Origin of the sequence: Mesorhizobium sp. M3A.F.Ca.ET.080.04.2.1 (assembly GCF_003952525.1) — a bacterium.
GTDB lineage: Bacteria > Pseudomonadota > Alphaproteobacteria > Rhizobiales > Rhizobiaceae > Mesorhizobium.
Genome location: NZ_CP034451.1, coordinates 3351775 through 3378072, shown reverse-complemented (window position 1 = coordinate 3378072; position 26298 = coordinate 3351775). Strand labels below are relative to the sequence as shown.

The 26298-nt window shown below is 65.5% G+C and carries 28 protein-coding genes; 11 read left to right on the top strand and 17 right to left on the bottom strand.

Annotated elements, in window-relative coordinates:
• Nucleotides 1-18 precede the first annotated feature (18 nt).
• From dapB to EJ074_RS16095, 7 genes are all read right to left on the bottom strand, one after another.
• Entirely contained in the window at nt 19-840 is an 822-nt protein-coding gene (gene dapB / locus EJ074_RS16125) for a 4-hydroxy-tetrahydrodipicolinate reductase (RefSeq protein ID WP_095805297.1), read from the bottom strand.
• A complete protein-coding gene (locus EJ074_RS16120; protein ID WP_245420309.1) occupies nt 837-2675 on the bottom strand; it encodes an ABC transporter ATP-binding protein in 1839 nt (612 codons plus the stop codon). Before EJ074_RS16120 ends, dapB begins: the two co-directional genes overlap by 4 nt.
• Before the next feature lie 165 nt (nt 2676-2840).
• Entirely contained in the window at nt 2841-3860 is a 1020-nt protein-coding gene (locus EJ074_RS16115) for a glucokinase (RefSeq protein WP_095805295.1), read from the bottom strand.
• Nucleotides 3861-4184: 324 nt separating this feature from the next.
• Nucleotides 4185-5267: a penicillin-insensitive murein endopeptidase gene (gene mepA, locus EJ074_RS16110; protein WP_095805294.1), complete on the bottom strand. Its 1083-nt coding sequence runs from the start codon at nt 5265-5267 to the stop codon at nt 4185-4187.
• An 82-nt stretch (nt 5268-5349) separates the two neighbouring features.
• Nucleotides 5350-6252, bottom strand: a complete 903-nt coding sequence (locus EJ074_RS16105; RefSeq protein WP_095805293.1) for an SDR family oxidoreductase — start codon at nt 6250-6252, stop codon at nt 5350-5352.
• Nucleotides 6253-6265: 13 nt separating this feature from the next.
• Complete coding sequence (gene queG / locus EJ074_RS16100; RefSeq protein WP_095805292.1) at nt 6266-7423, bottom strand: tRNA epoxyqueuosine(34) reductase QueG; 1158 nt, start codon at nt 7421-7423, stop codon at nt 6266-6268.
• Nucleotides 7404-8096, bottom strand: a complete 693-nt coding sequence (locus EJ074_RS16095; RefSeq protein WP_095805291.1) for a glutathione S-transferase family protein — start codon at nt 8094-8096, stop codon at nt 7404-7406. Before EJ074_RS16095 ends, queG begins: the two co-directional genes overlap by 20 nt.
• Nucleotides 8097-8419: 323 nt before the next feature.
• Between EJ074_RS16095 and EJ074_RS16090 the strand changes: the two genes are divergently transcribed.
• Nucleotides 8420-9226, top strand: a complete 807-nt coding sequence (locus EJ074_RS16090; protein WP_095805290.1) for an undecaprenyl-diphosphate phosphatase — start codon at nt 8420-8422, stop codon at nt 9224-9226.
• Nucleotides 9227-9252: 26 nt separating this feature from the next.
• On the opposite strand, the gene EJ074_RS16085 is transcribed toward EJ074_RS16090, so the two are convergent.
• Both EJ074_RS16085 and rsmI read right to left on the bottom strand, forming a co-directional pair.
• Nucleotides 9253-9630 carry a YraN family protein gene (locus tag EJ074_RS16085; RefSeq protein WP_095805289.1) on the bottom strand — a complete coding sequence of 126 codons (378 nt, stop codon included), beginning with the start codon at nt 9628-9630 and terminating at the stop codon, nt 9253-9255.
• On the bottom strand, nt 9623-10519 hold the full coding sequence (gene rsmI, locus EJ074_RS16080) for a 16S rRNA (cytidine(1402)-2'-O)-methyltransferase (protein ID WP_095805288.1): 897 nt from the start codon (nt 10517-10519) through the stop codon (nt 9623-9625). The genes EJ074_RS16085 and rsmI overlap by 8 nt, the downstream gene beginning before the upstream one ends.
• A 197-nt stretch (nt 10520-10716) precedes the next feature.
• Between rsmI and EJ074_RS16075 the strand changes: the two genes are divergently transcribed.
• Together EJ074_RS16075 and EJ074_RS16070 are read left to right on the top strand one after the other, a co-directional pair.
• Nucleotides 10717-10914, top strand: coding sequence for a hypothetical protein (locus EJ074_RS16075; RefSeq protein ID WP_095805287.1), 198 nt, complete (start codon nt 10717-10719; stop codon nt 10912-10914).
• 7 nt (nt 10915-10921) lie between these two features.
• Complete coding sequence (locus tag EJ074_RS16070) at nt 10922-11110, top strand: hypothetical protein (RefSeq protein ID WP_095805286.1); 189 nt, start codon at nt 10922-10924, stop codon at nt 11108-11110.
• Between the two features lie 119 nt (nt 11111-11229).
• Here the strand turns inward: EJ074_RS16070 and EJ074_RS16065 are convergent, their stop codons facing one another.
• From EJ074_RS16065 to rph, 5 genes are all read right to left on the bottom strand, one after another.
• Entirely contained in the window at nt 11230-11550 is a 321-nt protein-coding gene (locus EJ074_RS16065; protein ID WP_095805285.1) for a low molecular weight protein tyrosine phosphatase family protein, read from the bottom strand.
• Nucleotides 11551-11555: 5 nt separating this feature from the next.
• Nucleotides 11556-12719 (bottom strand): radical SAM family heme chaperone HemW, encoded by a 1164-nt coding sequence (gene hemW / locus EJ074_RS16060; protein WP_095805284.1) that lies wholly within the window; start codon nt 12717-12719, stop codon nt 11556-11558.
• 5 nt (nt 12720-12724) lie between these two features.
• Nucleotides 12725-13396 (bottom strand): RdgB/HAM1 family non-canonical purine NTP pyrophosphatase, encoded by a 672-nt coding sequence (gene rdgB / locus EJ074_RS16055; RefSeq protein WP_095805283.1) that lies wholly within the window; start codon nt 13394-13396, stop codon nt 12725-12727.
• The gene (locus EJ074_RS16050) at nt 13396-13806 is read right to left on the bottom strand and encodes a VOC family protein (RefSeq protein WP_095805282.1); all 411 of its coding nucleotides are present in this window, start codon (nt 13804-13806) and stop codon (nt 13396-13398) included. Before EJ074_RS16050 ends, rdgB begins: the two co-directional genes overlap by 1 nt.
• A 168-nt stretch (nt 13807-13974) precedes the next feature.
• On the bottom strand, nt 13975-14691 hold the full coding sequence (gene rph, locus EJ074_RS16040; RefSeq protein WP_095805280.1) for a ribonuclease PH: 717 nt from the start codon (nt 14689-14691) through the stop codon (nt 13975-13977).
• Between the two features lie 155 nt (nt 14692-14846).
• Here rph and hrcA point away from each other — a divergent pair, with 155 nt between their 5' ends.
• The 5 genes from hrcA (at nt 14847) to cysK (ending at nt 19826) form a co-directional block, all read left to right on the top strand.
• The gene (gene hrcA, locus EJ074_RS16035; RefSeq protein ID WP_095805279.1) at nt 14847-15929 is read left to right on the top strand and encodes a heat-inducible transcriptional repressor HrcA; all 1083 of its coding nucleotides are present in this window, start codon (nt 14847-14849) and stop codon (nt 15927-15929) included.
• Nucleotides 15930-15966: 37 nt separating this feature from the next.
• Nucleotides 15967-16164, top strand: coding sequence for a hypothetical protein (locus EJ074_RS16030; RefSeq protein WP_095805278.1), 198 nt, complete (start codon nt 15967-15969; stop codon nt 16162-16164).
• A gap of 277 nt (nt 16165-16441) precedes the next feature.
• Nucleotides 16442-17782 carry a sorbosone dehydrogenase family protein gene (locus EJ074_RS16025; protein WP_095805277.1) on the top strand — a complete coding sequence of 447 codons (1341 nt, stop codon included), beginning with the start codon at nt 16442-16444 and terminating at the stop codon, nt 17780-17782.
• 259 nt (nt 17783-18041) lie between these two features.
• Nucleotides 18042-18659, top strand: a complete 618-nt coding sequence (locus EJ074_RS16020) for a LysE family translocator (protein ID WP_095805276.1) — start codon at nt 18042-18044, stop codon at nt 18657-18659.
• Between the two features lie 186 nt (nt 18660-18845).
• Nucleotides 18846-19826, top strand: a complete 981-nt coding sequence (gene cysK / locus EJ074_RS16015) for a cysteine synthase A (RefSeq protein WP_095805275.1) — start codon at nt 18846-18848, stop codon at nt 19824-19826.
• On the opposite strand, the gene EJ074_RS16010 is transcribed toward cysK, so the two are convergent.
• On the bottom strand, nt 19823-21163 hold the full coding sequence (locus EJ074_RS16010; protein WP_129554062.1) for a DUF6596 domain-containing protein: 1341 nt from the start codon (nt 21161-21163) through the stop codon (nt 19823-19825). The two genes, cysK and EJ074_RS16010, sit on opposite strands and share 4 nt — an antisense overlap.
• 123 nt (nt 21164-21286) lie before the next feature.
• Nucleotides 21287-21658 (bottom strand): YciI family protein, encoded by a 372-nt coding sequence (locus EJ074_RS16005; RefSeq protein WP_129553575.1) that lies wholly within the window; start codon nt 21656-21658, stop codon nt 21287-21289.
• A gap of 339 nt (nt 21659-21997) precedes the next feature.
• Here EJ074_RS16005 and EJ074_RS16000 point away from each other — a divergent pair, with 339 nt between their 5' ends.
• From EJ074_RS16000 to EJ074_RS15990, 3 genes are all read left to right on the top strand, one after another.
• Nucleotides 21998-22957, top strand: a complete 960-nt coding sequence (locus tag EJ074_RS16000) for a TAXI family TRAP transporter solute-binding subunit (protein ID WP_095805272.1) — start codon at nt 21998-22000, stop codon at nt 22955-22957.
• Nucleotides 22958-23148: 191 nt separating this feature from the next.
• Nucleotides 23149-25245, top strand: coding sequence for a TRAP transporter permease (locus tag EJ074_RS15995; protein WP_095805271.1), 2097 nt, complete (start codon nt 23149-23151; stop codon nt 25243-25245).
• Nucleotides 25242-25604: a DUF1850 domain-containing protein gene (locus EJ074_RS15990; protein WP_129554061.1), complete on the top strand. Its 363-nt coding sequence runs from the start codon at nt 25242-25244 to the stop codon at nt 25602-25604. Before EJ074_RS15995 ends, EJ074_RS15990 begins: the two co-directional genes overlap by 4 nt.
• 280 nt (nt 25605-25884) lie before the next feature.
• Here the strand turns inward: EJ074_RS15990 and EJ074_RS15985 are convergent, their stop codons facing one another.
• Nucleotides 25885-26031, bottom strand: a complete 147-nt coding sequence (locus tag EJ074_RS15985; protein WP_095805269.1) for a hypothetical protein — start codon at nt 26029-26031, stop codon at nt 25885-25887.
• Between the last annotated feature and the right edge of the window lie 267 nt (nt 26032-26298).

Genomic DNA, 26298 nt, shown 5'->3' with positions numbered 1-26298 from the left:
AAGTTTTTCCGGGTCGTCTCAGGCGAGACCGAGCACGTCCCGCATGGAATAGAGGCCGGGCTTCCTGCCTCGTGCCCAGAGTGCGGCCTTGACGGCGCCGCGGGCGAAGATCGCCCGGTCCTCGGCGTGGTGGGAGAGCGTGACGCGCTCGCCGGTGCCGGCCAGCATGACGCTGTGGTCGCCGACCACCGACCCTCCGCGCAGCGTGGCGAAGCCGATCGTGCCCGCCTTGCGCACCCCGGTATGGCCGTCGCGCACCCGCACGCTGTTGTCCGCGAGCGCGATCTCTCTGCCATTGGCCGCCGCCTCGCCGAGCAGCAGCGCCGTGCCGGACGGGGCGTCGACCTTGTGCTTGTGATGCATTTCCAGGATCTCGATGTCGAAATCCTGCGGGTCGAGCGCGCGCGCGGCCTGTTCGACCAGCACCGCCAGCAGATTGACGCCGAGGCTCATATTGCCGGACTTGACGATTGTCGCATGGCGCGCCGCGGCCGCGATCTTGGCATCGTCGTCGGCCGAGCAGCCGGTGGTGCCGATGACATGGATGATGCGCGCCTGCGCGGCATAGCCGGCGAACTCGACGCTTGCGCCAGGGGCCGTAAAATCCAGCACGCCGTCGGCCTTGGCGAAGGCCGGCAGCGGGTCGTCGACGATCGGCACGTTGATGATGCCGATGCCGGCAAGCTCGCCGGCATCCTTGCCGAGATGCGGCGAGCCCGGCCGCTCCACCGCGCCGGCAACGCGCGCGCCGGGCATGGTGTGGATGGCGCGGATCAGTGTCTGGCCCATGCGGCCGGCGGCGCCGACCACCACCAGGCCCATATCGCCTGCTTCGCTCATGCGTTTCTCCCGACCGCCTTCTTCGCGCGGCTGCGCGGGGGCGGAGTTTGGATTGGCTTGGCGTCATCGACAAGCCCCAGGCCCTTCTTGCCCTGCACCCGATGGAAGCGGGCATAGACGCTGTTCGGATCGGCCATCAGCAAGGCATGCGTGCCCTCCTCGACCAGCCTGCCCTCCTCCAGCACGATGATGTGGTCGGCGTTGACCACGGTCGACAGCCGGTGCGCAATCACGATGGTGGTGCGCCCTTCCATGACATGGGTCAGCGCTTCCTGGACGCGCGCTTCCGCCTCATTGTCCAGCGCCGAGGTCGCCTCGTCGAGCAAAAGGATCGGCGCCTGGCGCACGATGGCGCGGGCGATCGAGACGCGCTGGCGCTGCCCGCCCGACAGCGTCACGCCGTTCTCGCCGACAGGTGTGTCGTAGCCACGCGGCTGCTGGCGGATGAACTCGTCGGCGGCGGCCTGCCTTGCCGCCAGCTCGATCTCGGCATCGGTGGCGGCAAGCCGGCCGTAGCGGATGTTGTCGCGGATCGTGCCCTCGAACAGATAGGGCGCCTGCGCCACATAGGCGATCGATTGGCGCAGCGAATGCTTGGTCACCTTGGCAATGTCCTGGCCATCGACCTCGATGCTGCCGCCGTCGACGTCGTAGAAGCGCTGCAGCAGCGCCACCAGCGTCGATTTGCCGGCACCGGAGGCGCCGACGATGGCCGTGACCTTGCCGGCTGCGGCGGTGAAGCTCAGATCGCGCAGCACCGGCAGGTCGGCCGAATAGCCGAACGAGACATTGTTGAAGCGCACCTCACCCCTGGTGATCCTGGCCTCGGCCGCGTTTGGCGCGTCGCTCTGCTGCGGCTCGAGATCGAGAAGCTCGTAGATCATGCGGGCGTTGACCAGCGCGCGCTCCATGCCGACCTGCATGCGGGCTAGGCGCCTCGCCGGGTCGTAGGCCATGATCAGCGCGGTGATGAAGGAAAAGACCGCGCCCGGCGGCTGCCCGAGTACCAGCGCCCGATAGCCGGAATAGGCCAGCACCGCGGTGACGGCCAGACCGGCCAGAATGTCGGAGATCGGCGACAGCCGTTCCGAGACGCGGGCGATCTTGTTGTTCCGCTGCTCCGCCGTGTCGGCCATGACGCCGATGCGGCGTGCCAGCTCCTGCTCCATGGTGAAGGCCTTGACGATTGCGATGCCCTGGGTCGCCTCCTGCACGGCCCCGGTCAGCCGGGAGTTGATGAGCACGGACTCGCGGTTGATGCGCCGCAGCCGGCGGGTGATGTAGACGACCGCCCAGATCAGCGGCGGTCCGATCAGCAGCGAACTCAGCGACAACACCGGATCCTGGTAGATCATGACGCCGACAAGACCGACCAGCGTGACCGCGTCGCGGCTGATCGAGGTCAGCGTCAGCGACAGCAGGTCGCGAATGCCGCCGACATTCTCATTGACCTGTGCCGCCAGCCGGCCGGACCGTGTGTCGTTGAAGAAACCGACGCCGAGCTTCATCAGATGGTCGAAGATGCGCTTCTGGTAGCGCGCCACCAGATTGTTGCCGATCTTGGCCAGCGTCACCGCCTGGCCGTAGCCGGCGAAGCCGCGCAGCAGGAAGGCTGCCATGAAGCCGGCGCAGATCCAGACGATCATGTCGCCGCGCCGTTCGTAGAAGATCTGGTCGACCATCGGCGCCATGATCCACGCCGTGAAGGCCGTCGTGCCCGAGACGATCAGCAGGCAGGCGACGGCGACCACATAGGACCAGCGATATTCATTGCCGTTTTCCTTGAGGATGCGGCGCAGCACCGCCGTAACCTCGCCGGGCCGCACCTTCAGCATGTTTTGGGCTTGAGCTGTCAAATCAGGAGTGCTTCGTGGTTCTCGCAGGACCGAGGCGGCAAGATTTGGCACTTCTCTTAGCGCCCCGGTTGCTCCTTGCCTATGGCGAAACTTCGTCGCGGCGCGGTTCGGGACCTGACGCTGCGGTTCCGAGAGCTCGAAAAGCTACGCCCGCCAGTGCCGACCTGCCGTCTGGACGCCGAACAGCGACGGCGTCCTGGCATAGGCCGCGAGGCCGAGAAGCGCCGCCAGCGGATGCGTGATGACATAGACCGGCATCGCGCGCAGCAGGGCGCTGTGCGGCGCCTTGTCCTCGAAGGCGGCGCGGAAATTGCCGGCCTTCAGCGCCGGCACGATTTTCTGCGCGATGCCGCCGGTCAAGAACACGCCGCCCCGGCTCATGAACACCAGCGCCAGGTCGCCGGCGGTGCGTCCGAGGCAGGTGACGAACAGCGACAGCGCCTCTTCCGCCACAGCGTCGGATTTCGAGAGCGCCGCCGCGGTGACCTCGGCCGGCGTCGTGAACGGCATTGGCCTGGCGTCGGCCTTGGCCACCGCGCGATAGAGGTTGACCAGCCCGCGGCCGCACAGGATCTGCTCGCCGGAGATGCGGCCATCGAGCTTGTCGATATGCGGAAACACCTCGAAGTCGCGCGGCGTGCGCGGACCGATGTCCATGTGGCCGCCTTCGCCTGGAACCGGAATCCAGTGGCGCAGCGCGTAAATCAGCCCGGCGACGCCGAGCCCGGTCCCGGGGCCGAGAACGACCCGGCCGGCATTGGGCTCCGGCGTGCCGCCGCCGATCTTTTCCATATGCTCTTCGCCCAGCGCCACGACGGCCAGGGCCTGCGCCTCGAAATCGTTGAGCACGACGATCTCGCTCAAGCCCAGATTGGTGAACATCTGGCGGGGCTTGACCACCCAGGGGCAGTTGGTGAGCCGGATCTCGTCGCCGTCGACCGGACCGGCCACCGCCAGCACTGCCGAATTCGGCCGCACCGACGAGCGGTCGAGCACCGCCGCCTGGATCGCCTCGTCGATGGTCTTGAAATTGGCCGTCTGGACGATCTGCGGCTCGGTCGCTTCCGAATTGGCGTCGAGCACGACCGAAAACCGCGCATTTGTGCCACCTATGTCGCCGATCAAGACCGGAAACCGCAGCGCTGTGTCGTCTTCGCCTGCCATTCTGTCTGCTCGTCCCTGTTCGGGCCACCCGCCGTCGTCTGTGCGTTGACTAGCGCATGACCCTGGAAAGGGAAAGCCGCTTCGGTGCCTATCTATCCAGCGTCGGCGCCGCCCCTCACCTGCCTGCCGGCGTCCTCTTCCATATAAGGACGAGGAGAGGGAAGCTCGTTGGCGGTTTCGCCAATCGTGCGGCGGCCGCATCATAGGGGGAGAACTGTTACCTATGTATCCGGTTCAATCTGTAACCCCTCTATCCGCTGGGCACGGTAGGGCATGAGGCACGGCGCTGACTTCGACAATTGGCCCGCCCAAATGGCTTCGGCGTCAGTTCCCCGGTCTTGGCCTTGGCAGCGGGATACCGATCTTCGGTGTGGGGGCGAAGGCGCTGGCTTGCGCCGGGAGCGCAGCCGCATCGCTGGAGATCGTCTGCGCCGGCTCGCTCGGCTGGGGTTCGGCCACCGCCACCGCGGTGGCGCTGCCGCCCTGATAGGTGACTGCTTGCAGCGACGGCGCATCGGCCGCGGCGAGCACCGCCTGGCATTCTCTCGGCAGGTTGGCCATCGTCATCAGGTCGCGCGCCTTCGGCGCATCCGGATTCTTGTTCGGCCGCCACGGCTCCTCGGTGAACCACCAGGCCAGCGCCTTGCCGCAGCCGTCGTCGGCAGGCGTCGCCTCCTGCGCCTTGCAGCCCATCGAGCCGGGCTGGCAGCCGATGCGCATATGGAAATGATAGTCATGGCCCCAGAACGGGCGGATCTTGCGCAGCCAGGAGCGATCGCCGGTGACCGTGTCGCACAGCTTCTTCTTGATGCCGGGATTGACCAGGATGCGCTCGACCTCCGGATAGCTGGCCGCCCGCTTGAACAACCGCGTATGCGCCGGGGTCCACAGCGCCTCCTTCACCAGATGTGTCTTTTCGTTCACCATCAAGGTGGCGCTCATCGTCTCGCGCTGCGCATAGGTCAGTGCTCGCCTCGGCATCGGCGTCAGCCAGATGTCGGCATCCAGCCCGATCTGGTGCGAGGCATGGCCGGTCGTCATCGGGCCGCCGCGCGGCTGCGAGATGTCGCCGATCAAGAGACCTGGCCAGCCGTCGGCCAGGGCCTCGCGCGACAGTTTCTCTATCAACCCAATCAGTACCGGGTGGCCCCAGCGGCGATTGCGCGAGGGACGCATCACTTCCCAGGTCGGACCTTCCATCGGCAGCGCAACGCCGCCGCTGAAGCAGCCCTTGGAATAGAAGCCGAAGGATTGCGCCGATGCCACGGCCGGCAGTTTCTTGGCGCCGAACAGGTCCTTTGCCTTCTGCTCGGCAGAGATTGCGCCTGCGGCCAACGCGGTCAGCGTCACAAGCGCAAGCGCGGCGCTCAGGAAGGGTTTCCTGTCGGGCAGCGATCGCAATGTCATCAGGCCGGTTCCCTCTCCAGTCGATCCGTCAGCGGTCTGGCGTGGCGCGAATCATATCATGTCGCGGGCCGCGCTTCGATCACTAGCGTTTCATGGGGCTGCGCGGCTCGCCGTCGCGCCAGTTCCCGTCGGTCCACATCCGGTCAAGGGCCGCACGATAATTGGGAAAGCGGAATTCGTAGCCGGCCGCCTTGATCGCCTTGTTGGTGACGCGCTTGTTCTCGCCATAGAAGGACCGCGCCATGGGCGAAAGCTCGGCGGTCTCGAAGGGAATTTCGGGTGGCGCCTCGACGCCCATCAGCTTGGCGGCATAGGCGACGACGTCCTGCGGCGGCGCCGGCTCGTCGTCGGTGACGTTGAAGATGCCGCCGAGATTTTTGTCGGCCAGATGCCAGAGCGCGCCGGCAATGTCGTCGCAATGGATGCGGTTGAAGACCTGGCCGGGCTTGACCAGCCGCCGCGCGGTGCCCTCCTCGAGATTGCCAAGCGCATTACGGCCCGGGCCGTAAATCCCGGAAAGCCGCAGGATCGCCACTGGTTTCCCGATCTCTCGGCCAAGGGCCAGCCACGCCTGTTCGGCCGCCACCCGCATCACAGAGCGCTTGGACACCGGCCGGCATTCGGCGCTCTCGTCGACCCAGGCGCCGCCGTGGTCGCCATAGACGCCGACGGTCGAGAGATAGCCGATCCATTCCAGCGCCGGCATTTGCGCCCGGATTGTTTCGCCGCTGGCGTTGAGGACGGGGTCGCCGGCTTCATCCGGCGCCACCGAGACGATGAGATGCGTCGTTTGCCGCAGTGCGTCGCTGATCTCACCCGTCAGCGAACCGTCGAAGCGCAATGGCTCGATGCCGGCGTGGCGCAACCCATCGGACTTTTCTGGCGAGCGCGTGGTGCCCAGGATCGGCGCACCGCTTTCGTTGGCCCGCGCGAACGCCTTGCCGGAATAGCCGGCGCCGAAGATGAAGAAGCGTCTTTCGCCCATCAATGAACCCCCATCAGTGAAGCTCTGCGCGGTCTGGCAGCGCCGAAAACCATTCGTCGCGCACCGCTGGATCGCCTTCGGTCTGCAACACGGCGGTGGCGAGGTCTCTAAAGTCGCGGTTGGAGAGAAGTCGCGACAGGGCCCAAACTGCCGCACCCCGCACCAGCGGTGAGCCGTCTTCGAGCAGGCTTTGCACGGCCGGCGTCAGCGAAGTATCGCCCGAATTGCCGGCGGCGATCAGCACGTTTCGGATGAAACGGTCGCGGCCGATGCGCTTGATCGGCGAGCCCGAGAAGAAAGCCCGGAACCCCGGATCGTCGAGCTTCAAGAGTTCCGACAGCGGCGGCTCGCGCAGATCGGTGCGCGCGGCAAGCTTGGCGTCGGAGGCAGCGCTGGCGAACTTGTTCCAGGGGCAGGCGGCGAGACAATCGTCGCAGCCATAGATGCGGTTGCCGATCGCCTCGCGGAATTCGTGCGGGATCGGCCCCTTGTTCTCGATCGTGAGGTAGGAAATGCAGCGCCGCGCATCGAGCCGGTAGGGTGCCGGGAAAGCGCCGGTCGGGCAGGCATCGAGGCAGGCGCGGCAGGAACCGCAATGGTCCTCTTCCGCCGCGTCGGGTTCGAGGTCGGCCGTCGTAAAGATGGTGCCGAGGAACAGCCATGAGCCATGCGCGCGGCTGACCAGGTTGGTGTGCTTGCCCTGCCAGCCGAGGCCGGCGGCTTCGGCCAGCGGCTTTTCCATCACTGGAGCCGTATCGACGAAGACTTTCACGTCGCCGCCGGCGCGCGCGACGATTTTGCCGGCGATTTCCTTCAGCCGGCCCTTCATCACGTCGTGATAGTCGCGGTTTTGCGCGTAGACCGAAATCGCGCCCCGGTCGCGCCTGCCGAGCACGTCGCGCGGGTCGTGGTCCGGCCCGTAGTTCATCGCCAGAACGATGATCGAGCGCACCTCCGGCCACAGCGTCGAGGGCTCGGCGCGGCGCTCGATCGTCTCGGCGATCCAGCCCATCGAGCCGTGAAAACCGTCGGCGACGAATTCCGCCAGCCGCGCGGGCGCCATAGGGATCGCGTCCGGCGTGGTCACGGCAATAGCCTCGAAGCCGGCGCGCCGCGCCTCCGCGTCGATCAGCGCGCGCAGTTTTGCCCTGCTAGAAATCGAGGTCCGCATAATGCGACACCGGCGACAGGCCGCGCACCCGATCCGACAGCAGCGGCCGGAAGGCCGGCCGCGATTTCACCCGCGTGTACCATTCGCGCGCCGCGGTATGCTCGCGCCAGTCGATCTCGCCGAGATAGTCGAGCACCGAAAGCGCCGCCGCCGCCGCGAGGTCGGCATAGGTCACCCTGTTGCCGGCCAGCCAATGGCGGGTGCCGGCCAGCCAGTTGGTATACTTCATGTGCTGGCGGATATTGGCGCGCGCGGCACGGATCGCGGCCGAATCGGGCGAGCCGCCGCCGGCCGTCTCCGGCATGACCGGCTTCAGCACGCGCTCGCGCACCAGATGGCGGGTAACCTCGCTTTCGGCCTTGCTGAGATACCAGTCGGTCAGCCGGCGGATCTCGGCGCGCTGCATCGGATCCTCGGCGAACAGCCGCTTGTCGCGCTTGAGCACGCCGCGCGTCTCGTCGAGATATTCGGCGATCACCATGGCGCCGATGATCGGCACGTCGCCTTCGGCGAGCAGGATCGGCAGCGTGCCGGCCGGGTTCAGCGCCAGAAACTCCTTGCGCCGCGTCCAAGGCTTTTCCTCGATCAGCGCCAGCTCCTCGCCATATTCGCCGAAGGCGAGGCGCACGAACCGGCAGGTGGCGAACATCGGATGGTGGAAAAGCGTCAGCATGGTTCCGCGATGATAGGGCGCACTAGTGTGGTGGATTTGAAGTTCCTGTACCCTCAATGGCATCAGCGCGTCCAGGAACTTCAAATCCGAAACCGCACTAGAACTCAAAGTTGACAGTGTGGCTCAGAATCCGGAATTAGCACAGTGCGCGGCTCCCAGGTGCGGCGAATTCCGGATTGCCACACTGGCGAATCGTTTTTGGCGCCGGTAAGTCTTGGCCGCCCGATTCCAGGACTGTCAGGGTGCTGCGACCTATAGGGGGACTTCCGTCCCATGACAAGCAAGCCCTTTCCCAAGCCGTCATTCGAAAAGCAGAGGTTGCCATGGAAAGCCAGACCATCGTCGAAGCGCTGTTGCTTGGACTGCTCGAAGGCCTGACCGAATTCATCCCGGTGTCCTCGACCGGCCATATCCTGCTTGCCGGCCATTTCCTCGGCTTCCACTCGACCGGCAAGGCCTTCGAGATCCTGATCCAGCTCGGCGCGATTCTGGCGATCCTGAGCGTCTACTTCCGCCGCCTCTGGCAGATGCTGCTCGAACTGCCCCATGACCGGCTGACCCGGCATTTCGTCATTGGCATCCTGATCGCCTTCCTGCCGGCGGCGATCATCGGCGCGCTGGGGCACGATTTCATCAAGACCTTCCTGTTCGAATCGCCACGGCTGATCTGCATCATGCTGATCATCGGCGGCGCGGTGCTGCTTGCGGTCGACCGCATGAATCTCAAGCCGTACTACCGTGACGTCGAACGCTTCCCGACCAGGCTCTATTTGCAGATCGGGCTCTTCCAGTGCTTGTCGCTGATCCCCGGCACCTCGCGCTCCGGCTCCACCATCGTCGGCGCGCTGCTCTTGGGTGTCGACAAGCGCGCGGCCGCCGAGTTCTCCTTCTTCCTCGCCATGCCGACCATGGTCGGCGCCTTCGCCTACGACCTGTTCAAGAACCGCAACGTGCTGACCTCGGCCGACTTGCCGATCATCGCCGTCGGTTTCGTCGCCGCCTTCGTCAGCGCGCTGATCGTCGTGCGCTTCCTGCTCGATTACGTCTCACGCAACGGCTATTCGCTGTTCGGTTGGTGGCGGCTGGTGGTCGGCGGGCTCGGCCTGGTGGCGCTGATGATCTGGGGGTGAGGCTAAACCGCCGCGAAGTGGATGGCTCAATTCCTGCCATAAAACGCGTTCTCGACATGCACCGGCCAGCGCCAGGGCAGCACGGCCACCATGTCGAAGCGCGCCGACAGCCGGCCATAATCCGGCTGGCGCGACAGCCAGAGATCGGCGGCGCCCTCGATGCGGCGCTCCGAACTGTGGGCGATCGCTTCCATCGCCTCGATCAGCGTGCGGCGCGCCTTGACCTCGACGAACAGCACCAGATCGCCGCGCCTGGCGATCAGGTCGATCTCGCCCAGCCTGGTGCGGTGGCGGCGCGCGAGAATCCGGTAGCCCTTTAGCATCAGCGCCAGCGCCGCCAGCCACTCGCTGCGATGGCCGCGCCGATAGGCCTTGCGCCGATTGCCGACGCCGCGCTCAGTCACCGTTGACTTCCCTGAGCTCCAGCAGCCGCCGGTAAAGCGCCTGTTTCTGGCCGCCGGTCATCTTGGCCGCCTCCGCCGCCGCCTTGGAGGCCGGCATTTCGGCCGCGAGCGACAACAGCAGCCGGTCGATGTCGGCCGGTTGGTCCGCCATTGCTTCCGCTGGGCCGACGCAGATCACGATCTCGCCCTTCGGCGTGTCGGCCGCCGCATAGTGATCGGCGAGCGCGGCAAGCGTGCCGGTGCGCATTTCCTCAAAAGTCTTGGTCAGCTCGCGGCCGATCGCGGCCTTGCGCGCGCCGCCGAGCGCCTCGACCATCGCGGCAAGCGTCTCGGCGAGCCGGCGCGGCGATTCGAAGAAGATCAGCGTCGCCGCAACCTGCCTGTAGTTTTCGAGCTTGGTCAGCCGCTGCCCGGCCCTGGCCGGCAAAAACCCGGCGAACAGGAACGCATCGGAGGGGAGCCCGGAAGCGGTCAGCGCTGCGAGCGCCGCCGAAGGCCCAGGCACCGGCACGACGCGGATGCCGCGCTCCAGCGCTTCGCCGACCAGCCGGTAGCCAGGATCGGACACCAGCGGCGTGCCGGCATCCGAAATCAGCGCCACGCTCTGCCCCGCTGCGAGCGCCTCGATCAGCTTCGGCCCGGCCTCGGCGGCATTGTGATCGTGATAGGCCGTGGTGCGGCGGCGGATGCCGTAGCGATCGAGCAGCACGCGCGAGACTCGCGTGTCCTCGCAGGCGACGACATCGGCACTCGCCAGCGTCTCCAGCGCGCGCAGCGTGATGTCGGCAAGGTTGCCGATCGGCGTCGCCACCAGATAGAGCGCCGGCTCCAGCGGCCGCGCCGGCATCTCGGTCTGCCCGATCACATAGCTGCGTTTCTCGCTGCTCAATTGAAGCCCTCCCCTCCGAGCAAGTGCGCAGCGGTTTTCCGCCCGGAATTGCGCAAGAACAAGGTCTGTTTGCCACGGCTGATCTCCGGTTGCAAAACGTGATGGCGATGCAAAGGCGATCGCCATGCCTTTGCCACGATGCGGAACCAAACCGCGCAAGGCGGATTTACTCCTGATTCCCCGAGGAGGAGGACAGGATGGACAGCCTGATCATACAGGACGCTTTCACGCCCTACTATTCGGGCTGCAAGCGCTTTGCCGGATCGGAAAGGGTTGCCGGTGCGGAGAATGGGGAACCCGCCGCCAGGACAAAGGACGAGGAAGTGATGAAGCCGCTTCCGCGCCCTGCGGTTCAAGACGTCCCGAACGAAACCGAAAGCACGACGGAGCACTGACCGGACGATGCCCAATCGCTTCGACATTTTCATCAGCCGACTTGAAAGCAAGACCGCCCGCGAGGGCATTCCCCCACATCCGATCGCCGCCCAGCACGGCGCCCGCCGCGGCAAGGCGGACCAGAAGCCGGTCCGCAACGGCGAGGCGCATGCGGATAAGACCCGCGGCAAGCACCGCCAGAAGCACGACGCTTGAAGCATCTGGCGACGTTCGCGGTCATCATCCCAAGGCGGGAGCGGAGCGACGCGCGCAGACCCTGGGATCCATGCCGTTGAAGCCCGAGAATGACGAATGCGCGGGGAAGCGCCACATCCTCAGAGATATCTGCCTACCCTCGCCTCCAGAATCCGCACCAGTTCCGGATCCATGAACGCGTAGTCGTCCGGGATGTCGAGGCAGATCAGTCTGGCCCCCTTCAGGCTCGCCCGGAATTTCTTTTGCAGCTTGGCCCGATGCGCCTTTTCCATGACGAAGATGATGTCGGCCCAGGCGACGAGTTCATGCGTCAGCGGATTGTCGGCATCGTGATTGGTGCCGGCCGATTCGACCTCGATGTCGCGGCGCTTGGAGAACACCTGCTCGGCCGTCGGACTGCGCAGGCGGTTCTGGCTGCAGACGAACAGAACATTCTTCAAAGGTGTTACCGCGCCAGATCCGCCACCACGGCGTCGAGCACGATCATGCCGGCGGTGGTGGCGCGCAGGCGGGCATTGCCGACCGGCGCCACCAGTCCCTCCTGCTGCAGCACCGAAAGCCTCGCGCTCGATAGGCCGCGTCCAGAAAGCGCCTCGTAGCGCGCGAGGTCGATGCCTTCGGCAAGCCTCAGCCCCATCAGCAGGAACTCGTCGGCTTCCTCAGTGCGGGTCAGCACCTCGCCGCCGGTGACGCCGTGGCCTTTGGCCTCGACCAGATTGGCCCAGGTCTCCGGCATTCTTTCCGCGACGGTCACGGTGCGGCGGCCATTCTCGACGAAGCGGCCATGCGCGCCCGGCCCGACCCCGACATATTCGCCATAGCGCCAGTAGGTCAGATTGTGACGGCTCTCGGCCCCCGGCCGCGCATGATTGGAGATTTCATAGGCCGGCAGCCCATGCGCCTCGGTGACGTCCTGTGTCAGCGCGTAAAGGTCGGCGGCATGGTCGTTGTCGGGGAGGATGAACTTCCGTGCCGCGTGCAGCGCATGGAACGGCGTCCCCTCCTCGATGGTCAGCTGGTAGAGCGACAGGTGGTCGGCGGCATGGCCGATCGCTTCTTCGAGTTCCGCCCGCCAGGCCTCCGGCGTCTGGCCAGGCCGCGCGTAGATCAGGTCGAAGGACAGCCGCGGAAAGATTTCCCGCGCCAGCCCGATCGCATGCAGCGCCTCCGCGACATTGTGCAGCCGCCCCAGGAAGCGCAGGTCCTTGTCGTTCAGCGCCTGCACGCCGAGCGAGATGCGGTTGACGCCGGCCGCGCGATAGCCGCGGAAGCGCTCGGCCTCGACCGAGGACGGATTGGCCTCGAGCGTCACCTCGATCCCGGCGGGCACCGTCCAGTTCTTCGCCACCGCTTCCAGCACCGCGCCAACCGTTTCCGGCTTCATCAGCGATGGCGTGCCGCCGCCAAGAAAGATGCTGGTCACTTCGCGCGGGCCGGTGCGGGCGCGCATGGCCGCCAACTCCATCGCGAAGGCGCGTGCAAAACGCTCCTGGTCGACCGGCTGGTGGCGAACATGGCTGTTGAAGTCGCAGTACGGGCATTTGGCCGCGCAGAACGGCCAGTGGATGTAGACACCGAAGCCTGGGCTGCGGTCGAGCGGCATGGTCATCCCGCTCATCCCAGGCGCGCCATATCCAATCGCGCTTGCGCAAACTTCTGGAAGGCGCGCGCGCGGTGCGACAGTGCCGTCGCCTGGCCGGGCTTCCAGCCGTGCTTTTGCTCCGCGCTCATCTCGCCAAAGGTCTTGTCGAAACCGTTGGGCAGGAACACCGGATCGTAACCAAAACCGAGCGTGCCGCGTGGCGGCCACACCAGCCTGCCTTCGGCCTCGCCCCGGTAATACTCGGCCTCGCCGTCGGGAAAGGCGAGACAAATGACGGCGACGAAGCGGCCGGTGCGCTGCGCCGGCTCGGTCGCGCCGACCTCCTGCAGCGCCACTTCGGTGCGCTGCATGGCCATGCCGAAATCTCTGCTGCCGTCCGGCGTCTCTGCCCAGTTGGCGGTATAGACGCCGGGCGCTCCATCGAGCGCGTCGACACAGAGTCCCGAATCGTCGGACAGCGCCGGCAAACCGGTCGCCTTGGCAGCGGCATATGCCTTGATATAGGCGTTCTCCTCGAAGGTCGTGCCCGTCTCGTCCGGCTCCGGCAGGCCGTATTCCTTGGCCGACTTCGCCTCGAAGCCGTACGGCGCCATCAGGTCGGCGAACTCGCGCAGCTTGCCTTCATTGTGGCTGGCCACGACGATCTTCTGTCCCCTCAGGGAATGAAAATGCGAAGAATGCATCAGAGGCCCCAGATCCTTGGCTCGGCGAACTCGATCGAATTGCCCGACGGGTCGCGGATATAGATCGAGTGTCCGCCCTGCGGCCATTCAAAATCGCTTTCGATGGCGATGTTCCTCGCCGCCAGGTGCTTGCGCCATTCGGCGATCTCGTCGGCGCTTGCGGTGAAGCAGAGATGGCCTTCGCCCACCGTGCCGTGCGGCGGCACCTGCACTTTGGCGTCGGGTGCCGGCGGTATTTTGGTTGCCTCGGCATTGAAGAGGAGGAGCACGCCGTTGCCGCAGCGGAAGAACACGTGCCGGCCTTCGACCTTGCCCAGCACCTCGAGGCCGAGGATGTCGCGATAGAACTGTTCGGCAGCGGTTAGATCTGTGACGTAGAGCGCTGATTCCAGAATCGCCGAGGGAGTCACGAGGCACCCCCCTCTGCCCTGCCGGGCATCTCCCCCTCAAGCGGGGAGATTGGCTGTGGCTGCGTCGGCATCCTTTCTGCGATGTTGGCGATTGATACCCGATTTCCCCCCTTGAGGGGGAGATGGCCGGCAGGCCAGAGGGGGGTGCCTGGGCTCGGCATCCGAAACCTACGCCACCGCCATCTGCTGCAAGCTCACCAGCCGCGAAATACCTTTCTTGGCCAATCCCATCAGCGCGGCAAACTGCTCCTCGGAAAACGGCTCGCCCTCGGCAGTGCCCTGGATCTCGACGATGCCGCCCTTGCCGGTCATGACGAAATTGGCGTCGGTGCCGGCCGACGAGTCTTCGAGATAGTCGAGATCGATGACCGGCTGGCCGTCATGGATGCCGCAGGAGATCGCGGCGACATGGTCCCTCAGCACCTTCGAGACGCTTGCCATCTGGCGCGCCTCCATCCAGCGCAGGCAATCATGGAGCGCCACCCAGCCGCCGGTGATCGAGGCGGTGCGGGTGCCGCCATCGGCCTGGATGACGTCGCAGTCAACGGTGATCTGCTGCTCGCCCAGCGCCTGCAGGTCGACCACGGCGCGCAAGCTGCGCCCGATCAGGCGCTGGATCTCCAGCGTGCGGCCGCCCTGCTTGCCGGCGGACGCCTCGCGCCGCATGCGCTCGCCGGTCGAGCGCGGCAGCATGCCATATTCCGCCGTCACCCAGCCCTTGCCGGAATTGCGCATCCAGGCCGGCACCTTTTCCTCCAGGCTCGCCGTGCACAGCACATGCGTGTCGCCGAACTTCACCAGGCACGACCCTTCGGCATGCTTGGAGACGCCGCGCTCGAAGGAGATGGCGCGCATTTCGTCGGCTTGGCGTTTGGAGGGGCGCATCGGGACTCTTTCTGTTCTTCTTCCGGATTCGTCGGCGGCTTGTAGACGCATGCGGTGCGTGGCGCAAAGGAAAAGGGCGCGCGAAGCAAAAGGGGCCGGGTTGCGCCGCAGGGCCGGGAGTCTATATCTTTTGAGAACCGGAGGTTCTGGCTGGAATGAACAAGGCAGTCGATCCCGCGTCGCAGTCGCCCGTGCTTCAGTCGCTCGACATCCGATCGCGCGACATCTTCCGGCGCATTGTCGATTCCTATCTGCGCGACGGCGAGCCTGTCGGCTCGCGCAGCCTGTCGCGCATCCTGCCCTCCTCGCTGTCGCCGGCCACGATCCGCAACGTGATGAGCGACCTCGAGCAACTCGGCCTCATCTACGCGCCGCATATCTCGGCCGGCCGCCTGCCGACACAGACCGGCCTGCGCTTTTTCGTCGACGCCTTCATGGAGCTCGGTGATCTCTCCGAAGAGGAGCGCCGCGCCATCGAGGCGCAGGTGCGTGCCTCCGGTTCCGGCGCGACGCTGGAGCATATGCTGACCGAAGCCAGCCAGATGCTGTCCGGCATGTCGCGCGGCGCCGGCCTGGTGCTTGCCGCCAAGAACGAGGTGGCGTTGAAGCATATCGAGTTCATCCAGCTCGAGCCGACCAAGGCGTTGGCAGTCCTGGTGTCGCAGAATGGCGACGTCGAGAACCGCGTCGTCGATCTGCCGGCAGGCATCACCGTCTCGCAGCTGCACGAGGCTTCGAACTTCCTCAACGCTCACATACGCGGCCGGACGCTCGCCGAGGTGCGGGTCGAGATCGGCCGCATCAAGGACGAGACCAGGGCGGCGCTCGACACGCTGTCGCAGGAACTGGTCGAAAAGGGCCTCGCGGTTTGGGCTGGCGCCGACAGCGGCCTACCGGCGCGGCTCATCGTGCGCGGCCGAGCCAACCTCCTGGAAAATGTCACCGCCCAGGCCGACTTGGAATTGCTGCGCCATCTGTTCGATGATCTGGAGACGCAGGACGGCCTGCTGCAGCTGCTCGACCTTGCCGAGCAGGGCTCCGGCGTGCGCATCTTCATCGGCTCTGAGAACAAGCTGTTCTCGCTGTCCGGCTCGTCGCTGGTCGTTGCGCCCTATCGCGACAAGGATGCCCGCGTCATCGGCGCGCTCGGCGTCATCGGGCCTACCCGATTGAACTACGCGCGCATCGTGCCGATGGTCGACTATACGGCGCAGCTGATTTCGCGCATGCTTCGGTAAGCGAAAGATTACGGATATCGCTGCAAGGAGGGTGGAGATGGCGCTGGAATCGCTCAAGGCTCAGATCAGCCTGTTGCTCGAGGAAATGGTCAACCAGCCCGAGGACGAGCACGAGATACAGGAGCAGCTGCGCGAGAAGCTCATGGAGCTTCGCGCCATGGGCCTGCCGCTGCCGGCCGATCTGGTCGAGCTGGAAAGGCAGCTCGACGAGGATCTCGACTCCGAGGACGGCTGATGCTTCGCCCCAAGGGCACAGCGGTTCTTGGGAGACGCGGTTTGAGACAAGCAGTGCGCAAAACGGGCGGCCACCCGGCCGAACTCTGGTGCGCGCCTACTGCATGTCGCGCCAAGCGTGCAGCGGTCTTGAAAGAACGACATCCATAGAGACAAGGGGGTCGCCTGATCCGTTTCGGCGCGACGCGCTTCAATTGAATGGAACGCCTCTTGATCCCAGCTGTTTCTGCGCTGATGCATGAGCCGTTCGAAAGCGGCGATCAAACAGGGAGAACAGCATGATCCGGATCGCGGGCCTGGCCGCTCTCGGACTGTTGCTGGCCGCCGGCGCCTTCGCGCAGCAGGCGGACCAGCCCTTGCTGACCGGCAAGCAAGCCTTCGGTGACTGGAAGGCCGATCGTCCCGGCGTGAGGCGTCTCATCAAACCGGACGATCTGCAGCAGCCCTATGTCACCGACTCCGCCTCGAACGGCGGCGGGCTGACCGACCGCCCGGAGGGCGCCAAGCCCATCGTGCCGCCCGGCTTTTCCGTCGAGCTCGTGGCTTCCGGCATCGACAGCCCGCGTGTCGTGCGCGTTGCGCCGAACGGCGATCTCTTCGTCGCCGACAGCAGGGCGAACCAGGTCCGCGTCTACCGCCTGGCCGAGGGCAGCGCCAAGCCCGCTGCGGAAGCGATCTTCGCCAAGCGTCTTACCCGCCCCTATGGCATCGCCTTCTATCCGCCTGGCGACAAGCCGCAATGGGTCTATGTCGCCAACAGCAACAGCGTCGTTCGTTTTGCTTATCGTGACGGCGACATGCAAGCCTCCGGCAAGCCGGAGACGATCGTCTCGAACATTCCTTCAAGCCATCACTGGACGCGCGACATCGCCTTCTCGCCCGACGGCAAGACGCTCTACCTGTCGGTCGGCTCGGGCTCGAACGTCGCCGAGGATATGGGCGCCAGGCCGAAGGGCGGGGTCGAGGAATGGGCGCGATCGCAGCCGCTTGGCGCCAGCTGGGGGCCGGAGGAGGGCCGCGCCGATGTGCTCGCCTTCGATCCCGACGGCAGGAACCGCCGGATGGTCGCCACCGGGCTGCGCAACTGCTCCGGCATGACCGTTCAGCCGGCGACCGGCGCGCTCTGGTGCGTCGTCAACGAACGCGACGAGCTTGGCGACAACGTGCCCTTCGAATATGCCACCGCCGTCAAGGACGGCGCCTTCTATGGCTGGCCCTGGTATTATCTCGGCGGCAACGAGGACCCGCGCCACGAGGGCGCACGCCCCGATCTCGCGGAAAAGGTCACGGTTCCCGACGTGCTGATGCAGGCGCATTCGGCGCCGCTCACCATCGCCTTCTATGAAGGCGGCAACTTCCCCGCCGACTACAAGGGCGATGCCTTCGTCGCGCTGCACGGCTCCTGGAACCGCAATGTCCGCACCGGCTACAAGCTGGTGCGATTGAAATTCAAGGACGGCAAGCCGACCGGAGAATATCAGGATTTCGCCACCGGCTTCGTCATCGCCGATGACGCGGTCTGGGGCCGTCCGGTTGGCGTCGCGGTGGCCAAGGACGGAGCACTGATCCTCACCGAGGACGGCAACGGCACCATCTGGCGCATCACTTACGGCGGGTAGCCACCCGAACCTCGTCATCCCAGAGTCTGCGCCGCGTCGCGTCGCGCCTTGCTCCGCCCGTGGCTGACGATCGCATGAATGTCAACCAATCTCAGACATGTCCAGCAACGCTGAGCGGGCGCTCCCAACAGCGGAGATTGCCGACTGACGTCGTCATACTCGGACTGGCGCAACGAATCCCGCCGTCAGGGAATTACCGTTGCCCCGGTATCATGATAAAGGGCGGCTCGACATCGCTCCCCACGCTCCAGGCTCAACCATGACACTGACAGGATTTCTCGCCTACAGCGCGGCCCTCGGCCTGGCCGCCGCCATTCCGGGGCCCGGCGTCACGGCGCTTGTCGCCCGTGCGCTCGGTTCGGGCTTTCGTTCTTCGCTGGCGATGTTCTTCGGCCTTATGCTTGGCGACGTCACTTATCTCACCGCTGTGGTGCTCGGCCTCGCCTTCATCGCGCAGAGCTTCGGCATGGTCTTCCTCGCCATCAAATGGGCGGGCGTCGCCTATCTCGCCTTCCTAGGCTGGCGCTTCTGGACCACCGGCATCTCGCCCGAAACTGTCGAGGCCCGCAAGGGCAAGGGCGGCCTGGCCGCGAGCTTCATCGCCGGGCTGACGCTGACGCTCGGCAACCCGAAGACGATGATCTTCTATCTCGCCATTACGCCCACCATCGTCGATCTCAAAGCGATCACGCTGGCCGACTACGGCGTCCTTCTCGCGCTCACCGCAATCGTTCTGTTCGTGGTGCTGGTGCCCTATCTGGCGCTCGCCGCCAAGGCGCGCTGGTTCCTGAAGTCGCCGCGCGCGCTCAAGCTGTTGAACCGCACCGCCGCCGGCTTCATGGTGGGGGCGGCAGCCGCGATCGCCGCTCGTCAATAGCTGCCGTCCCAACCCGCCATCATTTCAGCGAATCCGTTCCGAAAACGGCCCAATCTGGAAAATGCATTTCCGGCGCGGCGCGGTTTTGAGCAATCGCCCCACTCGGATATTTTCGGCGCCCAGCCTATCTTGCGCGGCTGAAATCCCTATTCTGTCTGCCTCTACATTGCCTTGGGAGCAAAACCAATGAACAAGCCCGTCACCTCCGCGCGCATCCCCGGTCGCGGCCGCATCTTCAATTCGATCACCGAGACGATTGGAGACACGCCGCTGGTGCGGCTGGACAAGTTCGCCAGGGAGAAGGGCGTCGTCGCCAATCTCCTGGCCAAGCTCGAATTTTTCAACCCGATCGCTTCGGTCAAGGACCGCATCGGCGTTTCCATGATCGAGGCGCTGGAGGAGGCCGGCAAGATTTCGCCCGGCAAGACGACCCTGATCGAGCCGACCTCCGGCAACACAGGCATCGCGCTTGCCTTCGCCGCCGCCGCCAAGGGCTACAAGCTGATCCTCACCATGCCGGAGACGATGTCGGTCGAGCGCCGCAAGATGCTGGCGCTGCTCGGCGCCGAGCTGGTGCTGACCGAAGGGCCGAAGGGCATGAAGGGCGCCATCGCCAAGGCCGACGAGCTTGCCGCGACGCTCCCCAACGCCATCATCCCGCAGCAGTTCGAGAATCCGGCAAACCCGGAAATCCACCGCCGCACGACGGCCGAGGAGATCTGGAACGACACCAATGGCGAGGTCGACATCTTCGTCTCCGCCATCGGTACCGGCGGCACCATCACCGGCGTCGGTCAGGTGCTGAAGAAGCGCAAGCCTTCGGTGCATGTCGTGGCGGTCGAGCCGGAAGCCTCGCCGGTGTTGTCCGGCGGCCAGCCCGGCCCGCACAAGATCCAGGGTATCGGCGCCGGCTTCGCGCCAAAGATCCTCGACACCTCGATCTATGACGAGATCGTCAGGGTCTCGAACGAGGACTCGGTCGCCAATTCGCGCCTCGTCGCCCGCCTCGAAGGCGTGCCGGTCGGCATCTCGTCGGGCGCTGCGCTCCAGGCGGCAATCGTCGTTGGCTCACGGCCGGAGAACAAGGGCAAGAACCTGGTCGTCGTCATCCCGTCCTTCGCCGAGCGCTATCTGTCGACGATCCTGTTCGACGGGCTGGGGGCTTAGGCGCCCGAGAGCCAATTCGTTACATCTCGAGAAGGCTCACCCTGCCTGGCCGAAATGCCGACCGCTTGTGCGGCAAGCCGCGAGCAGGTCTCAGTTGCCGGCAAGTTTCGCCCGTCGGCCTGCAGGTGACGGCGCAAGGCCGGATCGCGTTCCAGCCCGATCGCCTGGTCGAAGGCTTCCGTGGCCTCGGCAAGCTTGCCCAGCCTGGCGGACAGCTCGGCGCGCGCCGCCCAATAGGGTTGGTATTGGACAAGCCGCCTGTCGTCGCCGATCCGGTCGAGCGCAGCAAGGCCCTCGGCCGCGCCTTCGGCCTCGGCGATCGCCACGGCGCGGTTGATCGCCACCACCGGTGAGGCGGCAATCGCCATCAGCGCGTCATAGATCTGGCGGATCGCGGCCCAGTCGGTGCGGCCGCTCAGCCGCCGCGCCGTATGCGCCGACTGCACGGCCGCTTCGAGCTGGTAGCGGCCGATGATCCCTTTGGCTGCGGCGCGTTCGAGCAGGGCCTCGGCTTCGTCGATCAGCGCGCCGTCCCACAATGCAACGTCCTGTTCGGCGAGCGGCACGAAGTCGCCTTCGGGACTGCGCCGCGCCGCGCGTCGCGCCTCGGCGAAAAGCATCAGCGCCAGGAGGCCGAGCGCCTCAGCCTCGTCAGGCATGAGCGAGGCGACCAGCCTGCCAAGCCAGATGCCTTCGCTGGCGAGGCTGCGCCGGCGCGTCTCCGTGCCCGCCGGGTCGGTCCAGCCTTCGGCGAAGGTCGCATAGATCGCCTCCAGCACCGCATCGAGCCTTTCGCCGAGTTCGCCCCGCTCCGGCACGCGAAACGGAATGCCGGTTTCGCGGATGCGAGCCTTTGCCCGCACCAGCCGTTGTCCCATCGTCGCCGGCGACACCAGGAAGGCAGAGGCGATCGTCGCGGCGTCGAAGCCGAGGATCGTCTGCAGTATCAGCGGTGCCCGCACCGTGGCGTCGATCGCCGGATGGGCGCAGGCAAACATCAGCCGCAGCCGCTCGTCGGGCAATTCTTCGTGGTTCACGCGGGCCTCCACCTCCTCGGCGATCAGCTGGAGATGGTCGCTGGCCGCCTCGCCGGTCAGCCGCCGTCGGACGACATCGACGCTTCGTCGTCGCGCCACGGCCAACAGCCAGGCCTCCGGTTTTTCCGGCACACCGTTCTGCGGCCAGCGTTCGAGCGCGGCCGCGAATGCATCGGCCAGCGCATCCTCGGCGCCGGCGACATCGCGCGTCCGGGCGGCGAGCCAGGCCACGAGCTTGCCGTAGCTGCGGCGGGCGGCTGCTTCGGCCGCCGCCCGCGCCATGTCCGGGCGATTCTCCATCACAGCGTCGCTTCCAATGCATGAACCCGAAAATATGCAGCGATTTTCGCTTTGCGGACCGCTGGTTCGGAAAAGATCATGCTCAAACAGGAAGATAAAGCGGGATGAGCGTTCGCGGAAAACTCATCCCGCCTTAGACAGGTAGTCGGTCATTTCCCAGATCGGCCGCACCTCGACCGTCCCTGTGCTGGCCGCCGGGCAGCGCGCGCTCCATTCGATCGCCGCGTCGATGTCCGTCGCCTCGATCATGTAGAAGCCGGCGAGCTGCTCCTTGGTGTCGGCATAAGGACCGTCGAGCACATTGGTCTTGCCGTTGGCCGTCCGCACCACGGTCGCCGCCTGCGTCGGCCGCAGCCGGTCGCCGGCAAGCCATGCGCCGGATTTCTTCAGCGCCTCGGTATAAGCGCCATAGGCTGCGCTGATCTGATAGGTCTTTTCGCTTGGCGTGTTCGCCATCGCGGCCTCGTCGTTGTAAATCAAAAGCATGTATCGCATGGTCTTCTCCCGTTTTTTCCGAAGGCCGCGTGGTCGCGGGCCGAGCTAAAGTCGCGCGGCCCCGGTCGATTTCGACAGGCTGGCGAAAATTTTTGTCTTCGTTCCGAGATTTCGCAAGCACCAGGGCACTTGAAATCGCCGCGACCGCAGCGCCGCCGGATTGACGTTCGCGGCCGAAGCCGTGCCCCGCGTGGCCGACCGAAACAGGCCGGAATTGAGCGTTTGTCGTCCGTTTTCGCCGCTCCTTAACCGTTCGTCTAATGACTGCAATTGCGGGTTGGCATTTACCGCTTGCTGTCTAAACTCTCCCCGAATTGATGTCACAGGGAGGAGTTCACCATGTTCTATTTCAGAACCAAATTTATTGCCGCCGGCGCTTTGGCGCTGTCGCTCGGCCTCGGCGCAGCGTCGGCTCGAGCTCAGGAATTCATCAACGTGCTGACCGGCGGCACGTCCGGCGTCTATTATCCGCTCGGCGTCGCGCTATCCGAGATTTACGGCAAGGGCATCGAAGGTGCCCGCACCCAGGTCCAGGCGACCAAGGCTTCGGTCGAAAACCTCAACCTGCTGCAGCAGGGCAAGGGCGAGATCGCCTTCGCGCTCGGCGATTCCGTCAAGATGGCCGCGGAAGGCAACACCGAGGCCGGCTTCCCGGGCAAGCTCGACAAGCTGCGCGGCATTGCCGCCATCTATCCCAACTACATCCAGATCGTCGCCAGCAAGGAGTCAGGCATCAAGACGCTTGCCGACCTCAAGGGCAAGAGCCTGTCGGTTGGTGCGCCTGCCTCCGGCACGGAGCTCAATGCCCGCGCCATCTTCGCTGCCGCCGGGCTGAAATATGAGGACCTCGGCAGGGTGGAATATCTGCCATTCGCCGAATCGGTCGAGCTGATCAAGAACCGTCAGCTGGACGCCACGCTTCAATCGGCCGGCCTGGGCGTCGCCTCGATCCGCGATCTCGCCACCTCGATACCGATCAACGTCGTCGCCGTGCCGCCCGAGGACGTCGCCAAGATCGGCTCGCCCTATCTTTCGGTCGTCATTCCCAAGGGAACCTACGAGGGCCAGACAGACGATGTCGCGACCGCCGCGGTCGGCAATTTCCTCGTCACCCGGGCCGACGTTTCCGACGAGACCGCTTATCAGATGACCAAGCTGATGTTCGAGCATCTCGACCAGCTCGCCGCCGCCCATGCCGCCGCCAAGGCGATCGACCCGGCCAAGGCGCTGGACGGCATGCCGGTGCCGCTGCATCCCGGCGCGGAGAAATATTACAAGGAAAAAGGGCTGCTGAAGTAGGCGCCGATTTTCCTCGCCCTTGAGGGGAGGGTGGACAAGCCGCAGAAGGCCGATGGACGGGTGGGGTCCTCTGCGACGCGCTCCATCTTCTTAGATGAAGGTCGACGCAATTGAGGTGACCCCTTCCGCCTCGCTTCGCTCGTCACCTGCCCCTTTTCGGGCATGGATACCGCCCGCCAGGAGCCCGCTGAATGGCCGAAACTCCGACCGTCATTTCGCCAGCCGTCGAAGAGACTCTCGAAGGCCTGCCGCCGGGCTTTGGCGACGGCATCGCCGGCAAGGCGGCGTTCCTGATTGCCGTCGCCTTTTCCGTCTTCCAGATTTACATCGCTGCCTATGGCAGCCTGCCGAGCCAGGTGGTGCGCGCCATGCATGTCGGCTTCCTGCTGCTGCTCGGTTTCGCTCTGATCGCCAATCTGCGCGCCACCAGCGCGGCAGCCAAAGCAGGTTTCTGGACGCTTGGCGTGCTGGGCTTCGCCACCGGCCTCTACAACTGGGTCTTCTATGCCGACCTCATCCGCCGCTCCGGCTTTCTCACCACGCCCGACCTGATCGTCGGCACGCTGCTGGTGGTGCTCGTCTTCGAGGCGGCAAGGCGGCTGATGGGGTTGCCGCTAGCGGTCATCGCCTTCATCTTCCTCGCCTATTGCTTCGTCGGCAATCATTTGCCGCCGCCTTTCATCCATCGCGGTTATGATTTCGCGCAGCTGGTCGACACCTTCGCCTTTGGCACCGAAGGCATCTACGGCACGCCTGTCTATGTTTCGGCCGCCTATATCTTCATCTTCGTCGTCTTCGCCGCCTTTCTCGAACGCGCCGGCATGATCGCGCTGTTCAACGATTTCGCGCTTGGCCTGGTCGGCTCCTGGCGCGGTGGCCCGGCCCAGGTCTGCGTGCTCTCTTCGGCGCTGATGGGCACCATTTCCGGTTCGGGCGTCGCCAATGTGGTGGCGAGCGGCCAGTTCACCATCCCGCTGATGAAACGCTTCGGTTTCCGCCCGGCCTTTGCCGGCGCCGTCGAGGCGACCTCCTCGATGGGCGGCCAGATCATGCCGCCGGTGATGGGTGCGGTTGCCTTCATCATGGCCGAGACGCTGAACATCCCTTACGCCGAGGTGGTCAAGGCCGCGATCATTCCGGCGCTGCTCTATTTCGGCGCCTGTTTCTGGCAGGTGCATCTCGAGGCCGGCAAAGCGGGCCTGCACGGCATGGCCAAGGATGACCTGCCCGATCCCTGGGACGCGGTCCGTCAGCACTGGCCGCTGGTGCTGCCGCTTGCCGTGCTGGTCTACCTGCTGTTTGCCGGCTACACGCCGATCTTCGCCGGCACCATGGGCCTGGCGCTGACCATCGTGCTGATCCTCGGCACGCCGCTGGCGGCCTTGATCGGGCCGTTTGCCTTCCGCGTCGTTTTCTGGCTGGCGCTTGGGCTTGCTGCCGCCTCCTTCATGCGGTTCGGCGTCAACATTCTCGGCCTCGTCATCGTGGCGCTTGTCGCCGCCTGCTTCACTTTCAGAGGTGGTCGCGAGACGCTGCGCATCTGCGTCGACTCGCTTGCCGAAGGCGCCAAGAACGCGCTGCCGGTCGGCATCGCCTGCGCCATCGTCGGCATCGTCATCGGCACGCTGACGCTGACCGGCATCGCCTCGACCTTCATCGGCTGGATCATCTCCATCGGCGAGAACAATCTGTTCCTGTCGCTGGTGCTGACCATGCTCACCTGCCTGGTGCTCGGCATGGGCATCCCGACCATCCCCAACTACATCATCACCTCCTCGCTCGCCGGCCCGGCGCTGCTGTCGCTCGGCGTGCCGCTGATCGTCAGCCACATGTTCGTCTTCTATTTCGGCATCATGGCCGACCTTACCCCGCCGGTGGCGCTCGCCGCCTTCGCCGCCGCGCCGATGGCGAAGGAAAGCGGACTGAAGATCGGCATCCAGGCGACAAAGCTCGCCATCGCCGGCTTCGTCGTGCCGTTCATGGCGGTCTACACGCCGGCGCTGATGCTGCAGGATGCCGGCCCGATCGCCGCTTCGTTCGGTTATCCGGTCGAGGTCGCCTACATCCTCGCCAAAGCCTGCATGGGCATCGTGCTCTGGGGCGCTGCCGCGGTCGGCTTCCTCGCGCGCCGCATGGCCTGGTGGGAACGCTTGGTCGCCTTCGCCGCGGGCGTGCTCCTGGTCGCGGCACTGCCGCTCACCGACGAGACCGGCTGGGCCCTGGCGCTTGCGTGGATCGGCTGGCACTGCTGGCGCGCAAGCCGGGCGCCCGCGGCCGGTTCCCTATGAGCCTGTGCATCCTGGCTGCCGGCAAGACGGTGACCCTTGCCGTCGCCGCCTTCACGCTGTCGTGGACGCATTCGGTGGAACGGACGCGCTGGCAGGAAGACTGGAAAGTCACGCCTGCCGGGCTTCAGCTGATCGAGGCACGGATCCAGGGCTCCGGGGCCGGCATGGACCCGCCCGAAGGTTCGGTCTTGCGGAACGGCTGGTGGAGCTACGTGCCACGGATCGGACCTCAGCCGCGCCTGATGCTCGCGGCGTCGGGGGCGTCCAGGCAGGGATGGACGTTGTGTACGGCCACGAGCTGCCGAGACCTCGGCAAGACGGCGGGAGAAGCGATCGTGCTTCGGCCTTGCCAGGATTGAAGCCAGCGAGCATAGCGCGGGATCCGCGAATGCGATCGCCGAGAGGGTCTGGTCGGTGGGCGGGAAAAGAGCAGGTTTCAGGTCGGGCGGCTTGGCGGCTTCGGCAGCCTCTCTGCCCATGTCTTAAGACACTAAGTCAGCCGGCTGCGGCCTCAAAGCCGCGGCGTTGTCGCACGCCGGCCGTCGGCGACGGCCGGGCATTCGTCACGATAGGTCGTGGCGCGCTGGCCGGCGGCCGGCTTGCAGATCCGGCTGTTGTGGCGGCTGTCGGGCATCGTGGTCAGTGCGTGCCGACACCGAGCGAGCTGCCGCGGCGCGCGCAGGCCGGTCCCGGGCCGCGCATGTAATAGCGCTCCGGCCGATAGGTCGGCGCGACGAATTCGCGAATGGCGGCGGCATAGCCGGCGATGTGGTTCCAGAAGTTCATTTTACCAGTCCCTGTCCCGTTTCGGATGTCCCGTCCGAATTGTTCGGGAATATAGCGTCGAGGCGTGAATAGTCGGTGAACGTGATGTTAATTTCTGGTCCGAAACCCGTTGCTTCATGGCTGGATTGCGGCTGATTCGCGGTCTTTCGGTGCTTTTTGTCGCGTTTCCGGCTCGTGTGACTTTTGCATCACATATGTTTCGTCTGAATGTCGCTTGAGCGCGCTTCTGTTTCAAATCGCAAGCGCACGTCGGAATTTCCTTGCTCG

Bases quoted from the DNA above. Each gene is read 5' to 3' on its own strand.
- dapB (WP_095805297.1), bottom strand. From the start codon at position 840: ATGAGCGAAGCAGGCGATATGGGCCTGGTGGTGGTCGGCGCCGCCGGC.
- EJ074_RS16120 (WP_245420309.1), bottom strand. From the start codon at position 2,675: ATGCTGAAGGTGCGGCCCGGCGAGGTTACGGCGGTGCTGCGCCGCATC.
- EJ074_RS16115 (WP_095805295.1), bottom strand. From the start codon at position 3,860: ATGGCAGGCGAAGACGACACAGCGCTGCGGTTTCCGGTCTTGATCGGC.
- mepA (WP_095805294.1), bottom strand. From the start codon at position 5,267: ATGACATTGCGATCGCTGCCCGACAGGAAACCCTTCCTGAGCGCCGCG.
- EJ074_RS16105 (WP_095805293.1), bottom strand. From the start codon at position 6,252: ATGGGCGAAAGACGCTTCTTCATCTTCGGCGCCGGCTATTCCGGCAAG.
- queG (WP_095805292.1), bottom strand. From the start codon at position 7,423: ATGCGGACCTCGATTTCTAGCAGGGCAAAACTGCGCGCGCTGATCGAC.
- EJ074_RS16095 (WP_095805291.1), bottom strand. From the start codon at position 8,096: ATGCTGACGCTTTTCCACCATCCGATGTTCGCCACCTGCCGGTTCGTG.
- EJ074_RS16090 (WP_095805290.1), top strand. From the start codon at position 8,420: ATGGAAAGCCAGACCATCGTCGAAGCGCTGTTGCTTGGACTGCTCGAA.
- EJ074_RS16075 (WP_095805287.1), top strand. From the start codon at position 10,717: ATGGACAGCCTGATCATACAGGACGCTTTCACGCCCTACTATTCGGGC.
- EJ074_RS16070 (WP_095805286.1), top strand. From the start codon at position 10,922: ATGCCCAATCGCTTCGACATTTTCATCAGCCGACTTGAAAGCAAGACC.
- hemW (WP_095805284.1), bottom strand. From the start codon at position 12,719: ATGACCATGCCGCTCGACCGCAGCCCAGGCTTCGGTGTCTACATCCAC.
- rdgB (WP_095805283.1), bottom strand. From the start codon at position 13,396: ATGCATTCTTCGCATTTTCATTCCCTGAGGGGACAGAAGATCGTCGTG.
- rph (WP_095805280.1), bottom strand. From the start codon at position 14,691: ATGCGCCCCTCCAAACGCCAAGCCGACGAAATGCGCGCCATCTCCTTC.
- hrcA (WP_095805279.1), top strand. From the start codon at position 14,847: ATGAACAAGGCAGTCGATCCCGCGTCGCAGTCGCCCGTGCTTCAGTCG.
- EJ074_RS16030 (WP_095805278.1), top strand. From the start codon at position 15,967: ATGGCGCTGGAATCGCTCAAGGCTCAGATCAGCCTGTTGCTCGAGGAA.
- EJ074_RS16025 (WP_095805277.1), top strand. From the start codon at position 16,442: ATGATCCGGATCGCGGGCCTGGCCGCTCTCGGACTGTTGCTGGCCGCC.
- EJ074_RS16020 (WP_095805276.1), top strand. From the start codon at position 18,042: ATGACACTGACAGGATTTCTCGCCTACAGCGCGGCCCTCGGCCTGGCC.
- cysK (WP_095805275.1), top strand. From the start codon at position 18,846: ATGAACAAGCCCGTCACCTCCGCGCGCATCCCCGGTCGCGGCCGCATC.
- EJ074_RS16010 (WP_129554062.1), bottom strand. From the start codon at position 21,163: ATGGAGAATCGCCCGGACATGGCGCGGGCGGCGGCCGAAGCAGCCGCC.
- EJ074_RS16005 (WP_129553575.1), bottom strand. From the start codon at position 21,658: ATGCGATACATGCTTTTGATTTACAACGACGAGGCCGCGATGGCGAAC.
- EJ074_RS16000 (WP_095805272.1), top strand. From the start codon at position 21,998: ATGTTCTATTTCAGAACCAAATTTATTGCCGCCGGCGCTTTGGCGCTG.
- EJ074_RS15995 (WP_095805271.1), top strand. From the start codon at position 23,149: ATGGCCGAAACTCCGACCGTCATTTCGCCAGCCGTCGAAGAGACTCTC.
- EJ074_RS15990 (WP_129554061.1), top strand. From the start codon at position 25,242: ATGAGCCTGTGCATCCTGGCTGCCGGCAAGACGGTGACCCTTGCCGTC.
- EJ074_RS15985 (WP_095805269.1), bottom strand. From the start codon at position 26,031: ATGAACTTCTGGAACCACATCGCCGGCTATGCCGCCGCCATTCGCGAA.